The sequence below is a fragment of the Pantoea sp. Taur genome, assembly GCF_009830025.1.
GTDB lineage: Bacteria > Pseudomonadota > Gammaproteobacteria > Enterobacterales > Enterobacteriaceae > Pantoea > Pantoea communis.
On sequence record NZ_SZZZ01000011.1, the window covers coordinates 103819 to 117651 of the forward strand.

The window sequence follows — 13833 nt, forward strand, 5'->3', positions numbered from 1 at the left end:
TTTGCGCCGCGACTTTAACGTGCACAATTCCTAATCACCACTTTATCTCGCCCTTCCTGCCTTTTTTCGACTTTATCCCGGCGCATAAAAATGCTGACCTGCGATATACTCGCTGCGCATTTCATCTATACCCGTCATTCTTCAAGTTGCAGGTGCGTTGGCTGTGCTCATTTATCCCAGTCACTTACCTGAGTAAGCTCCTGGGGATTCATTCCCTTGCCGCCTGCCTGCACCTTGAATAATTTAGGGTATACATAGTCGATTTAAGTGGTTGGGAGAGGGTTTTGTTGCGCGTCAGTCGCTCGTTAACGATAAAACAGATGGCAACGGTGTCCGCCGTGGCAATGGTGACCATCAGCATTTTTATCGTCATCCAGTTATTCCACTTTGTGCAGCAGCGCAGGATTGACTACGCCCAGCAGATGGAAAATATCGCGCACACGGTGCGCCAACCGCTGTCGGAAGCCGTTCTGAAAGGCGATATTCCGCAAGCTGAACGCATCCTGAATACGTTGAAACCGGCGGGCATCCTGTCTCGTGCCGATGTAGTATTGCCGAATGCGTTTCAGGCGCTGCACGCCGATTTTGTGCCGGAAAAACCGGTGCCGCGTTTCGTGGCGCGTCTGTTCGAGCTACCGGTGCAAATTACACTACCGCTCTATTCGGTTGAACGCACCGGGCTGCCCAAACCGATTGCCTATCTGGTGCTGCAGGCTGACTCGTCACGCGTTTATCAGTTTCTGCTGAGCACGTTATCGACGATGATCACTACCTATTTGCTGCTGGCGCTGATCCTCTCCGTGTCGATTAGCTGGTGTATCAATCGTCTGATTGTCCATCCTTTGAGAAGTTTGTCGCGTGATTTGCAGGAGTTGCCACCGCAGGCCATTCTCACGCACAAGCTCGACCTGCCGCATAATCATCGCGACGATGAAATCGGCATGCTGATCCGCAGCTACAACCGCAATCAACAGGTGCTGGAGTCGATTCATGATGAAATGAGTCGCATGACCACCCATTTTGCCGTGACCGACCTGCCCAACCGTGCCCTGTTCCTTGCGTTACTGGATCAGCACGCCAGTCATCGCCATAGCCGTCAGCCGTGGGGATTGATGGTGATTCGTATTGAAACGTTGCAGGAAGCCAACGGTGTACTGAGTGATGAACAGCGCGACACCCTGATGCTGACGCTGGTGGAGAAGATTCGTAGCACCGTTGACGACCACACCCTGCTGGCGCAAACCGGACCCAGTGATTTCGCGCTGCTGATGAAGCGCGCGCACAACCCGTTCCGCGCCATGCGTCTGGCGCGCAACCTGATGATTCGCATTAACCAGCCGGTGAACCTGCATCAACTTCAGCTGCGTCCAAACGCCAGTATTGGCCTGGCGCTGCATGATGACAGCGTCGTCAGTGCCAGCGAGCAACTCGACCGCGCGACCTCGGCCATGATGTCGGCGCGTCATCAGGGCAAAAACCAGATTCTGTTCTTTGATCCGGCGCTGACTGAGCGGGCGCAAAAACGCCTGACGCAGGAGCACGATATCCTGCAGGGGTTGCAGGATGGTCAATTTGCACTCTATCTGCAGCCGCAAATCAATATGCAAACCGGTGAGCTGGCGGGCGCGGAAGCGCTATTGCGTATGCGTATGCCGGATGGCAGCTATGGTTTGTCAGAAGAGTTTATCGCCAGCGCGGAAGAGATTGGGGTGATTTCCGCGATTGGGCGCTGGGTGTTTGAAGAAGCCTGCCGCATCCTTGCCGCGTGGCAGAAGCTGGGCATCAATATTCCGCTGAGCGTCAATATATCGGCAGTTCAGTTGCGTGACCCCAGCATGGTGAGCCATTTGCAGGGCTTGCTGGAGCGCCATCGTATTGCACCCGGCAATTTCGTGCTGGAAATTACCGAAACCGCGCAGATTGGCGATGCCGAGCAAGCGATTTCGCTGCTGCGTTCATTGCAGCAAACCGGCGTGGCCGTGGCGCTGGATGATTTTGGCATGGGTTATTCCAATCTCAATTACCTGCATCAGTTTAAAGCGCTGCCGGTGAACAAGCTGAAGATGGACCGCAGTTTTGTCGCGGCGCTACCGGATGATGACACCATGGTGCGTATTGTCGCGGCGATTGCGGACATCATTCATCTGGATGTTATTGCTGAAGGCGTGGAAACCGATGAGCAGCGAGACTGGCTGCTGGCACGCGGAATTACTATAGGGCAAGGCTACTTATACGCTGAAGCGCTCCCTCTTAACGTCTTCAACCAACGCTGGCTTGACAGCTCGTCACATCCTGAATAATCACATTGTTTATTGATTTTCCTCACGAAATTGCAGTCAGATAGTTTGCTGAAGCGTTTCAGTTCATAGTTAGAGTTTTGTAACTTTTGTAAGGAATGTAAGGGTATATTAATCCTGTTATCGGAGTGTTATTTTCCCGCAATCGGTAAGGTTTTTCGCTTCCAGGCGGCTTGCCGCATGCGTTCTCCATAATAACGGCGGTGAATTCCGTCTATACCTGGACACCTGTTATGAAACTGTTCAAAAGCCTCTACTTCCAGGTGCTGGTTGCCATCGGCATCGGCGTCCTGTTAGGCCACTACTATCCTGAGTTAGGCGCGCAAATGAAGCCGCTTGGCGATGGTTTCGTTAAGCTGATCAAGATGATCATCGCCCCCGTGATTTTCTGTACGGTGGTGACCGGTATTGCCGGCATGGAGAGCATGAAAGCAGTTGGACGGACTGGCGCAGTTGCGCTGCTCTATTTTGAAATTGTCAGCACCATCGCGCTGATTATTGGCCTGGTCGTGGTTAATGTGGTGCAGCCGGGCGCGGGGATGAACGTTGATCCGGCGACTTTGGATGCCAAAGCCGTGGCGGTTTACGCCCAGCAGGCGCAAGAACAGGGTGTTGTTGCCTTCTTGCTTGATATTATCCCGGGTAGTGTGATCGGTGCCTTTGCCAGCGGTAATATCCTGCAAGTGCTGCTGTTCGCTATTCTGTTTGGTTTTGCCCTGCATCGTCTGGGTAACGCCGGTACTGTGATGTTCAACGTCATTGAGAGCTTCTCCAAAGTGATCTTCGGCGTTATCAATATGATTATGCGCCTTGCGCCGATCGGTGCCTTCGGTGCCATGGCGTTTACCATTGGTAAATACGGCGTGGGCTCACTGGTGCAGCTCGGTCAGCTGATTATCTGCTTCTACATCACCTGCGTGCTGTTTGTGGTGGTGGTGTTAGGTTTGATTGCACGCTGGGCCGGCTTCAACATCTTCAAATTTGTTGCCTACATCAAAGAAGAGCTGCTGATCGTGCTGGGTACCTCTTCATCTGAATCTGCGCTGCCGCGTATGCTCGACAAGATGGAGAAGCTGGGTTGTAAGAAATCGGTGGTGGGTCTCGTTATTCCAACGGGGTACTCTTTTAACCTTGATGGCACCTCGATTTACCTGACCATGGCGGCGGTATTCATTGCCCAGGCCACCAATGCGCACATGGATATCTTCCACCAGATCACGTTGTTAGTGGTGCTGCTGCTCTCCTCAAAAGGCGCAGCGGGCGTGACCGGCAGTGGCTTTATCGTGCTGGCGGCCACCTTGTCTGCAGTCGGACATTTGCCGGTAGCGGGTCTGGCGCTGATTCTGGGTATCGACCGCTTTATGTCCGAAGCGCGTGCATTGACCAACCTGGTGGGTAACGGCGTGGCGACGGTTGTTGTGGCGAAGTGGGTCGGTCAGCTGGATGAGAAGCAGATGAAAGCGACGCTTTCTTCAGCGAAAAAGGTCAATAACGCCTCACAAACCAGCGTCTGATCGTCTATTTGCGTTAATTTCCTGAGAAATGCCCGCTGTCGCTTGCCCTGACAGCGGGCATTTGCATAATAAACCCCATTGATTTTTTTCCCGATTTTTTACCTCGTTGCGCGACATCCTGACCTTCCTGTGGTCAAAGAGTCTGTTCTTCATTAAACGTGGCGGCTATGGGCCGCGCCGGTCACCAATGATGTGACCGTACATGTCGCGATAACGAGCGTTGATCTGTTTATGTAGGGGTTCACATGCAGGGCACCAGAATTCGACTTTTGGTTGGCGGATTAATCCTTGCGGCATCCGGCTTTGGCGCGCACGCCGAGACACTCCAGCCCGATCCCGCATGGCAGGAAGGCAAACTGGACAATGGTTTTAGCTGGCAGTTACTCACCACGCCACAACGTCCAAGCGATCGTATTGAATTACGTCTGATTGTTAACACCGGTTCACTGGTGGAGAGCGCTCAGCAAACCGGTTTCAGCCATCTGATACCGCGTCTGGCAATGGTGCACAACACCGCGCTGGATACCAATCAACAGCGTGCACTGTGGCAGCAAGCCATGGATCCGCAACGCCCGTTGCCGCCAGCGATCTCATCGTACGATTACACCCAATATAACCTGAGCTTGCCCAACAACCGCCCGGAGCTGCTGAAAGAAGCACTGAACTGGCTGGCGGCGACCGCAGGGAAAATGACCATTAATGAGCAGGTGGTTTCGACCGCGCTGACCGCGACCGATCCGATTGCCACCTGGCCGCCAAATACCCAGGATGTCTGGTGGCGCTATCGCCTGAAGGGTTCAGCGATGCTGGCGCACGATCCGGGCGAGCAGCCGCGTGCGCCGGTGGATATTGCACAGCTCAACAGTTTCTATCAGCAGTGGTACACGCCGGATGGCATGACCCTGTATGTGGTGGGCAACGTTGACAGCCGCAGCATGGCAGAACAAATCAACAAAACCTTCTCCGCACTGAAGGGTAAACGGGTTGCGCCCGCAGCGCTGCCTACGCTCTCTCCTTTGCCGCATCAGCCCGTCAATCTGGTGAATGGCGGGATGAGTCAGGATCGCCTGTCGCTGGTGTGGGATACGCCGTGGCAACCGATTCGTGACTCACAGAACTTACAGCACTATTGGCAGAGTGATTTGGCGCGTGAAGCGCTGTTCTGGCATGTGCAACGCGCGCTGGCGGACAGCAAAGCACAGAGCGTGCAGGTGGGCTTTGATTGCCGCGTGCTTTACCAGCGTGCGCAGTGTTCCATCAACATGGACAGCCCGAACGCATCGCTGGCGCAGAACATGAACCAGGTGGCGAAAGAACTGGCGGCAGTACGTGATAAAGGGTTACCGCAGGATGAGTTTGATGCGCTGATGGCGCAGAAGCTGCTGGAACTGAATAAGCTGTTCGCCACCTATGCGCGCACGGATACCGATATCTTGATGGGGCAGCGTCTGCGCTCGCAGCAGAATGCGGTGGTGGATATCGCGCCGGAGCAGTATCAAAAGCTGCGTCAGGCGTTTCTCAGTGGCTTGACGCGTGACCAGCTGAATCAGGAATTGCGCCAGCAGCTGACGCAGGAATTGACGATGGTGCTGATTCAACCACAAGGTGAAGCTGAGACCAACGTGAAGATGCTGCAGGACGGCTGGGATAAAGTGATGAAGGTACCGGATGCGCCTGCGGCACCGGCGGCTTCTGATGAAGCTAAACCGGAAAGTAACGGCAGCGCGAGTGCGACCGACCCGGCTCAACCCTCGTCATGACGCAGGATTTATCATTCATGGCCGAGTCATAAAGTCTTATGATTCATGGCATATGAGATCGCCAAAAAAATTTGAGTAGCAGCACAAAAGCGCCTTGAGGCGCTTTTGAACATCACATCCATGCAGCCACGTCGCTGCGTTTCAGGGCATGAATTATCCCTGAAATAATTTGAGCCGCAGTAAGGCGGCAAGTATGTTCATCGCCAGTCACTGACTTAAGCCGGTGACTGGGGTGACTGCATGCAGCCAGCGCCGCTGCGGTTCAAATTATGAAGGGGATTATGTCTTAGCGCGGAGCCATTCGGTGACCAGCATCGGCCAACTGGCGAGGGGCAGATCCGCGACGCCGCGAATGCCAAATCCATGGCCGCCTTTCTGATAAAAGTGAATTTCCACCGGCACCTTGTGCTCACGCAGGGCGCTGAAAAACACCATGCTGTTGTTTACCGAAACCGCGTCATCATCGCTAGCGTGAATCAGCAGCGTGGGCGGTGTCTGCGCATGTACGCGCGTTTCCATGGAATACGCATCAATCAACCTCTGATCCGGCCATGCGCCGAGCAGGCGAGTGCGCGAGCTTTCGTGTGCCAGACCGTCGCGCATGCTGATCACCGGGTAGAGTAGCACCATGGCATCTGGACGTGGCGAGAAGCTGTCGGCCTGATCCTGCACTGGATAAATTTTCTCACCAAAACGCGTCCCCAGGCTGGCAGCCACGTGCCCACCCGCTGAGAAGCCCATCATCACAATGTATTTACCGTTCATGCCGCGCTGCGCACGATCGCGCAACACGCGCACCGCACGTTGTGCATCGGCCAGTGGGGCATCGGGACCTTCGTGATGGCCATCGTAGGGCAGGCGATAAGTCATCACTGCCAGCGTATACCCCATCGATGTGAAGAACGTGGCGAGGGCACTGCCTTCACGGTCAATCAGCACTCGCTGATAGCCGCCGCCGGGCGCCACCAGCAGCGTAATGCCGTTGGAGGTTTCCGGATGCCAGATCGCCATTTCAGGGCAACGCACGCCGGTCGCGGCACGGTCATAGGGTTCGTACTCTTTGGCGAGATCGACGATTTGCGGTTGAGCGCGCGAATCACTCGCGCCTGGCGCATCACCGTGTGGCCAGATATTAATGATTTCTGTGTGCATAAATCAGTCCTGAGCGAGTCGTGTTGTCATTATTTTGTTCGCGGCCGGATTAACAGCGTCCTGCTGTTGTTGATTAAAACATGGTCTGTTTTCGCGCTGGCGTCCAGCCGAAAACCCACCATTTCTGCAGTTTCGGACTATGCCTGGCGGCCCGATTTCTGTCCGTAATCTATTGAATTTAAATTGATATGGTAAGGGTTGCTAAACTGGCGTAGGCGGATATGAGCCAAAGATGGATCGCTGGCGAGGTTAGTTAAAATTCACAGTGTAATCTCGGGATTTAAGGCAAATTATCCTGTGCATTGTGTAAGTCGTGATTATCAAATCAACAGCGGTAAAGTGAACGACTGGCGCCCTGCATCGTGCCAACGGATATCCAGCGGCGCCAGGCGTCGTGCCTGACATAGCGCCGCTGGGAAATGTTGAGGGGAGGGTTATTGCGGCATAGCGCTTAAAGGGATAATGGCTCCGCGATGCTGGATCACCGTGCTGGCGGTGAGATGACCGCGCGCGGCCGCATCTTCTGCCCTCCCTCCGGCTAAACGTACAGCCAGATAACCGGCGCTGAAAGAGTCGCCTGCGGCAGTGGTATCGATCACCTTCTCTTTTGCCAGCTTGATGGCGGGCACTTCACGCAGCGGCTCATCGCCTATCGCCACTAAACAGGAATCGGCACCGCGTTTGATGGCAATTTCCTGTACACCGGCTTCGCGCGTGCGTGCAATCACTGCGTCCAGCGGCTGTTCACCCCACAGCAGGTGCTCATCATCCAACGTCAGGAAGGCGATATCGGTATGACGTAGCATCTCAGCGTAAGCCTGTTGCGCGCTGGATTTGTCTGTCCACAGACGTGGACGGTAATTGTTATCGAAAATGACCTTGCCACCGTTTTGGCGACAGGCGCTGAGCAGTGCCATCAGTTTCTCTCGGCTGGTGGCCGGCAGAATCGCCAGGCTTATACCGCTGAGATAGAGGTAATCGTAGTGGGCCAACTGGGCGCAAATCGCGTCAGACTCTGGGCCATCCAGCCAGAAGCGCGCAGCGGCATCATTGCGCCAATACCAGAAGGTGCGCTCGCCGTGTTCGTCGGTTTCAATGAAATAGAGGCCCGGCATTTTATTGTCGAGGCGCTGAATGAGCTGGGTGTGAACCTGCTCCTGCTGCCAGGCAGCGATCATCTGGTCACTGAAACTGTCGGTGCCCAGCGCGGTGACATAGTCCACCCGCAGCTGCTGGCTATCTGACTGGCGTGCCAGATAAACCGCCGTGTTTAGCGTGTCGCCGCCAAAACCACGTTTGATGTTCTCACCTTTTTCGGACAGCTCAATCATGCATTCGCCAATGATGGCAATGTTCTTCTGCGTCATGGTCTTCGGCCTGTAGTGAATTCTGCCCTCGAGTCTCGCGTCTGGTATGGCAGCTGTCAATGGTTTTTAAAACGATGTTTTAATTTAACTTAAGGTGCCTGCACCCACTTTCCACGGCGATTTAACGGACAAAGCGCCGCTTGTTTTGCCGATTAAGCCTGAAACGCGCTGATACACTCAACTGCTCGTGAGGTGGCTGAGACCAATAAAGTTATCGTGTTACTCGCCGATACTTGCCGCTGAGAAACAATTTGCAGGCACCCACCACCTACCAGGAAAAAACCATGGTGATGAACAATTTAAGTCATCGGCTGCCTATTTCAATTGAACTGGAGCAACAACAGGAAACGCGTTTCTTCTGGCAGCAGTGCCAACGATTCTATACTTTCCAGCCGATTTACCAGGTCTCCGGCCGTTTACTGGCTATTGAATTACTGACTGCGGTGACACACCCCTCCGCACCAGAGAAAAGGTTGTCGCCCGAAACCTATTTTGATGCGCTGACTATCGCGCAGCGCCTTGATGTCGTCGAGGAACAGCTTGAGCTGTTATTACAGTGGTCACACTTTTTCAGTCAGCGTCAGCTGGTGGCCTCGGTGAATATTGATGGTCCGACGCTGTTAGCCATTGAGCAGCATGACGATATCCGCCAGTTGATTACGCAACTCCCCTGGGTGCGATTTGAACTCACGGAGCACCATGCATTGCCGCAGGAAGAGATGGTGGCGAAGATGCCTGAACTGGGCCCGCTGTGGCTTGATGACTTTGGATCAGGCATGGCAAACTTCTCTGCGCTGACTGAGCTGCGCTATGACTACATTAAACTGTCGCGCGAACTGTTCATGCTGCTGCGCTCTACCGATGAAGGCCGCTCGCTGTTCTCCATGCTACTGGCGTTGATCAATCGCTATTGCAACGGCGTTATTGTTGAAGGCGTGGAGACCGAAGAGGAGTGGCAGCAGGTGCGCAATTCGCCTGCAATGGCGGCACAAGGCTATTTCTTCTCGCGGCCTGTTCCCTTCAGCACGCTGGAATCCCTGGCGCTCGAGCTTCCCTGATCCCGATCCGCAACGTCTCGACTACAGTTATGTGAGACGTTGAGGGCAAGGAGGAAGCAGAATGTCACGTACGGGAAAAGTCCTGAGTTGGGTTTTCGGGATTTTATTGTTGTTGGTTGTGGTGGTGGTGGTGATTATCGCCACGTTTGACTGGAACCGCCTGAAGCCAACCATCAACCAAAAAGTCTCCACTGAGTTAAACCGGCCTTTCGCCATTCGGGGTGATCTGGGTGTTGCCTGGGTGCGCAATCGCGAAGAACCCGGTTGGCGCAGTTGGGTGCCGTGGCCGCAGGTGCATGCCGATGACATTATGCTGGGCAATCCGCCGAATATTCCCGATGTCACCATGGTGCATTTGCAGCGCGTTGAAGCCACGCTTGCGCCGCTGGCGCTCCTGCATAAACAGGTTTATTTGCCGTGGATTAAAATGCAGCTGCCCGATGCGCGGCTGGTGCAGACGGCGGATAAAAAGAATAACTGGACCTTCAACTTAGCCAGCAGCGAGAACAGCGATGCCAATGCGCCGCCTTCTGCCTGGTCTTTCCGCCTCGATAATATTCTGTTCGACAAAGGTCAGATTCGCTATCGCGATGCCATCAATAAAGCCGATGTGACCGTCACCCTTAATCCACTGGGCAAACCGGTGCCTTACGCGCAGGTAGCGGGCGGTAATGACCAGCAGAAAGGCGCGGGCGATTTTGTCTTTGGCTGGCAGGCGGAGGGGACATACAACAATCAGAAATTAACTGGCGACGGCAAGATCGGCGGCATGCTCTCGTTGCGCAGCAAAACCACTCCGTTCCCACTGCAGGTGGATGTGCGCAACGGCACCACGCGCGTGCGCGTTGACGGGACGTTGCAGGATCCTTTAAATCTCGGCGGGCTGGATGTGCGTCTGCGTTTTGCTGGCGATACGCTGGCGAATCTGTACGGTTTAACCGGCGTGCTGCTGCCTGATACGCCGCCGTACGAAACTGACGGCCATTTGATCGCGCGCTTCAATGAAGAGAAAGGGCCGCTGTTCCGTTACGAAAACTTCAATGGGCATATTGGCGATAGCGATATTCACGGCTCGCTGGCTTATCACCAGGTGAAACCGCGCCCAACGTTGACCGGAGAATTAACCTCGAACCAGTTGCGCATGGCGGATTTAGGCCCGCTGATTGGCGTGAATTCGGGCAAGGGCAGTGAGAAAACCCAGCAGGCTAAAGCCCAGCGTGGTGACGCTTCAACGCAACCGGCCGATCGCGTGCTGCCACATGACAAGTTTGATACCAAAAGCTGGGACGTGATGGATGCGGATGTGAAATTCAGCGGAAAACGCATCGAACACAGCAGCAAGCTGCCGCTTAGCGACCTTTATACCCATCTGCAGTTGAAAAACGGTGACCTGCTGCTCGATCCGCTGCGCTTCGGCATGGCAGGCGGCAGTATCAACTCCACCATTCATCTGGAAGGGGATAAGAGCCCGATGCGCGGTCGCGCGGATTTGCATGCGCGTAAGCTGCAACTGCGTCAGCTGTTCCCGAATGTCACGGCGATGCAGCGTAGCCTGGGTCAGTTAAACGGCGATGCCAGCCTGAGCGGTACCGGCAACTCGGTGGCGGATATTCTGGGGACCAGCAACGGCGAGCTGAAACTGCTGATGAATGACGGATTGATCAGCCGTAGTCTGATGGAAATTGCCGGCCTGAATGTCGGTAACTATGTGGTCGGCAAACTGTTTGGCGATGATGAGGTGCGCATCAACTGTGCCGCCACCGATCTCAATATCCGTCAGGGTCTCGCCACGCCGAAAGTGTTTGTGCTGGATACGGAGAATGCGGTGATTAATGTCACCGGCAACGTTAACTTTGCCAATGAAAGGCTGGACTTATCCATTAATCCAGAGAGCAAAGGCATTCGTATCATCACCTTGCGATCGCCACTGTATGTGCGTGGCACCTTCAAAAATCCGGATGCGGGAGTGAAAGCCGGGCCGCTGATCGCACGTGGCGCTGCTGCGGTGGCGCTGGGCGCAGTGGTGGCGCCGGCCGCCGCACTGCTGGCACTGATTTCACCCAGTGATACCGACGCCAACCAGTGCAGCAACGTGTTGCAGCAGATGAAAAGTAAAAAGTGATCAGTTACGCCACAGCACTTTGATGATGTGATAACCAAAGGCGGTTTTCACCGGTCCGTAAGGTTGCAATAGCGGGCAGGAGAAGACCGCTTTATCAAAGGCGGGCACCATCTGGCCTTTACGGAATTCACCGAGGTCGCCGCCGTTACGTCCTGATGGACAGGTGGAGTGTTTTTTTGCCAGCTGCTGGAAGTTCGCGCCCTTTTCCAACTGGGCCAGCAGGGATTTGGCCTGCGCTTCATCCTTGACGAGGATGTGTAAAGCTGCCGCGGTTTTCGCCATGTGGGTAACTCTATATGTATGTATAATGTTCGGCGCATTATATCCCCGTCATACTTCAAATTGCAGGTGCGTTGGCTGCGAATGCCCGGTACGGTGACTGATTAAATCAGCTTTCGATATTCATCCACCTGTCGTATTCCTGCCATTCGACATCGTCAGGGGATCTCCTTTTCATTAGTTGAGTGATATTCCGTTATGCGTTTAAACCCCGGCCAACAACGTGCTGTCGAATTTGTCACCGGTCCCTGCCTGGTGCTGGCCGGTGCAGGCTCGGGTAAGACCCGCGTCATCACCAATAAAATCGCCCACCTGATCCGCGAGTGTGGCTATCAGGCGCGCCATATCGCGGCCGTCACCTTCACCAATAAAGCCTCGCGCGAGATGAAAGAGCGTGTCGCACAAACGCTTGGACGTAAAGAGGCGCGTGGCCTGATGATCTCCACCTTCCATACGTTGGGACTGGAGATAATCAAACGTGAATACAAAGCGTTAGGCATGAAAGCGAGCTTCTCGTTGTTCGACGATCAAGATCAGCTGGCGCTGTTGAAAGACCTCACTAAACAGTGGCTGGAGGAAGACAAAACGCTGTTGCAGCAGCTGATCTCCACCATTTCCAACTGGAAGAATGATCTGGTCGATCCGCAGGGTGCGGCTGGCCTGGCCAAATCCCAGCGTGACCAGATTTTTGCCCACTGCTATCAGCTGTACGACCAGCATCTGAAATCCTGCAACGTATTGGATTTCGACGATTTGATTGCGCTGCCGACGCTGTTGCTGCAACGCAATCAGGAAGTGCGCGAGCGTTGGCAGCAGCGTATTCGCTATTTATTGGTGGATGAGTATCAGGATACCAACACCAGCCAGTATGAGCTGGTGAAACTGCTGGTGGGCGCGCGGGCGCGTTTCACCGTGGTCGGTGATGATGACCAGTCAATTTACTCCTGGCGTGGCGCACGACCGCAAAACCTGGTGTTACTGAAAGAGGACTTTCCGACGCTGGAAGTGGTGAAACTGGAGCAGAACTATCGCTCAACCCAGCGCATTTTGAAGTCAGCTAACATCCTGATTGCCAATAATCCGCATGTGTTTGAGAAGCGCCTGTTCTCCGAGCTGGGTGAGGGCAGCGAGCTGAAGGTGTTGAGTGCCAACAATGAAGATCATGAGGCCGAGAGGGTCGCCGGTGAGTTGATTGCCCATCACTTCGTTAATAAAACCGCCTACAAAGATTATGCGATTCTCTATCGCGGTAACCATCAGTCACGCGTCTTTGAAAAGCAGCTGATGCAAAACCGTATCCCCTATCGTATTTCTGGCGGTACCTCGTTTTTCTCGCGCCCGGAAATCAAAGATTTGCTGGCCTATCTGCGCGTACTGACCAATCAGGAAGACGACAGTGCTTTCCTGCGTATCGTCAATACACCGCGTCGTGAGATTGGCCCCGCCACGCTGCAAAAGCTGGGTGAATGGGCCAACCTGCGCAATAAAAGTCTGTTCAATGCCAGCTTCGATATGGGGCTGGAACAGACGCTGAGCGGGCGCGGTCTGGAGCATCTGCAGCGCTTTACCCAATGGCTTAACGAGATTATTCAGCTGACGGAGCGCGAGCCAGTGAATGCGGTACGCGATCTGATTCGCGGTGTCGATTACGAAAGCTGGCTATTTGAGACCTCGCCAAGCCCCAAAGCCGCCGAAATGCGCATGAAAAACGTCAACACGCTGTTCCAGTGGATGACCGAGATGCTGGAAGGTGACGAACTCAATGAGCCGATGACGTTGGCGCAGGTGGTGACGCGCTTCACGCTGCGCGACATGATGGAACGCGGTGAGAGCGATGAGGAGAGCGATCAGGTGCAGCTGATGACCTTGCACGCCTCCAAAGGGTTGGAGTTCCCGTATGTTTATCTGGTCGGTATGGAAGAGGGGTTGTTACCGCATCAGAGCAGCATTGATGAGAACAACATCGAAGAGGAACGCCGTCTGGCCTATGTGGGCATTACCCGCGCGCAAAAAGAGCTGACCTTTACCCTGTGCCGTGAACGTCGTCAGTATGGCGAACTGGTGCGTCCGGAACCGAGCCGCTTCCTGATGGAGCTGCCGCAGGATGATGTGGTGTGGGAACGCGAGAAAAAAGTGATCAGCGCCGAGGAGCGGGTGAAAACCGGGCAGACGCGCGTCGCGGGCTTACGTGCGATGCTGGAGAATGCGAAGAAGGGGTAAATCCCCCGCCGTTCGTTCAGGCCAGGCCTGTAGCGAGAACCGTTGCGAGCGTAGCGGAGGCAAG

At 54.5% G+C, this 13833-nt stretch carries 9 protein-coding genes; 6 read left to right on the plus strand and 3 right to left on the minus strand.

Features of this window, described 5'->3' with window-relative positions:
* Positions 1-287: 287 nt before the first annotated feature.
* From hmsP to FD744_RS15845, 3 genes are all read left to right on the plus strand, one after another.
* Complete coding sequence (hmsP, locus tag FD744_RS15835) at positions 288-2300, plus strand: biofilm formation regulator HmsP (RefSeq protein WP_182057602.1); 2013 nt, start codon at positions 288-290, stop codon at positions 2298-2300.
* Between the two features lie 230 nt (positions 2301-2530).
* A complete protein-coding gene (locus tag FD744_RS15840; RefSeq protein ID WP_034827821.1) occupies positions 2531-3811 on the plus strand; it encodes a dicarboxylate/amino acid:cation symporter in 1281 nt (426 codons plus the stop codon).
* A gap of 245 nt (positions 3812-4056) precedes the next feature.
* The gene (locus FD744_RS15845; protein ID WP_058960384.1) at positions 4057-5571 is read left to right on the plus strand and encodes a pitrilysin family protein; all 1515 of its coding nucleotides are present in this window, start codon (positions 4057-4059) and stop codon (positions 5569-5571) included.
* Between the two features lie 279 nt (positions 5572-5850).
* On the opposite strand, the gene FD744_RS15850 is transcribed toward FD744_RS15845, so the two are convergent.
* Positions 5851-6723 (minus strand): alpha/beta hydrolase, encoded by an 873-nt coding sequence (locus tag FD744_RS15850; RefSeq protein ID WP_034827823.1) that lies wholly within the window; start codon positions 6721-6723, stop codon positions 5851-5853.
* Positions 6724-7157: 434 nt separating this feature from the next.
* Entirely contained in the window at positions 7158-8090 is a 933-nt protein-coding gene (locus tag FD744_RS15855; RefSeq protein WP_160868689.1) for a sugar kinase, read from the minus strand.
* Positions 8091-8374: 284 nt separating this feature from the next.
* Here FD744_RS15855 and pdeH point away from each other — a divergent pair, with 284 nt between their 5' ends.
* Both pdeH and FD744_RS15865 read left to right on the plus strand, forming a co-directional pair.
* A complete protein-coding gene (gene pdeH, locus FD744_RS15860; protein WP_038643818.1) occupies positions 8375-9148 on the plus strand; it encodes a cyclic-guanylate-specific phosphodiesterase in 774 nt (257 codons plus the stop codon).
* A 61-nt stretch (positions 9149-9209) separates the two neighbouring features.
* Positions 9210-11270 (plus strand): AsmA family protein, encoded by a 2061-nt coding sequence (locus FD744_RS15865; RefSeq protein ID WP_160868690.1) that lies wholly within the window; start codon positions 9210-9212, stop codon positions 11268-11270.
* On the opposite strand, the gene ppiC is transcribed toward FD744_RS15865, so the two are convergent.
* Positions 11271-11552 (minus strand): peptidylprolyl isomerase PpiC, encoded by a 282-nt coding sequence (gene ppiC, locus FD744_RS15870; protein ID WP_034827827.1) that lies wholly within the window; start codon positions 11550-11552, stop codon positions 11271-11273.
* A 195-nt stretch (positions 11553-11747) separates the two neighbouring features.
* Here ppiC and rep point away from each other — a divergent pair, with 195 nt between their 5' ends.
* Positions 11748-13769, plus strand: a complete 2022-nt coding sequence (rep, locus tag FD744_RS15875) for a DNA helicase Rep (RefSeq protein WP_160868691.1) — start codon at positions 11748-11750, stop codon at positions 13767-13769.
* Positions 13770-13833: the final 64 nt, after the last annotated feature.

Bases quoted from the DNA above. Each gene is read 5' to 3' on its own strand.
- FD744_RS15840 (WP_034827821.1), top strand. From the start codon at position 2,531: ATGAAACTGTTCAAAAGCCTCTACTTCCAGGTGCTGGTTGCCATCGGC.
- FD744_RS15845 (WP_058960384.1), top strand. From the start codon at position 4,057: ATGCAGGGCACCAGAATTCGACTTTTGGTTGGCGGATTAATCCTTGCG.
- FD744_RS15850 (WP_034827823.1), bottom strand. From the start codon at position 6,723: ATGCACACAGAAATCATTAATATCTGGCCACACGGTGATGCGCCAGGC.
- FD744_RS15855 (WP_160868689.1), bottom strand. From the start codon at position 8,090: ATGACGCAGAAGAACATTGCCATCATTGGCGAATGCATGATTGAGCTG.
- pdeH (WP_038643818.1), top strand. From the start codon at position 8,375: ATGGTGATGAACAATTTAAGTCATCGGCTGCCTATTTCAATTGAACTG.
- FD744_RS15865 (WP_160868690.1), top strand. From the start codon at position 9,210: ATGTCACGTACGGGAAAAGTCCTGAGTTGGGTTTTCGGGATTTTATTG.
- ppiC (WP_034827827.1), bottom strand. From the start codon at position 11,552: ATGGCGAAAACCGCGGCAGCTTTACACATCCTCGTCAAGGATGAAGCG.
- rep (WP_160868691.1), top strand. From the start codon at position 11,748: ATGCGTTTAAACCCCGGCCAACAACGTGCTGTCGAATTTGTCACCGGT.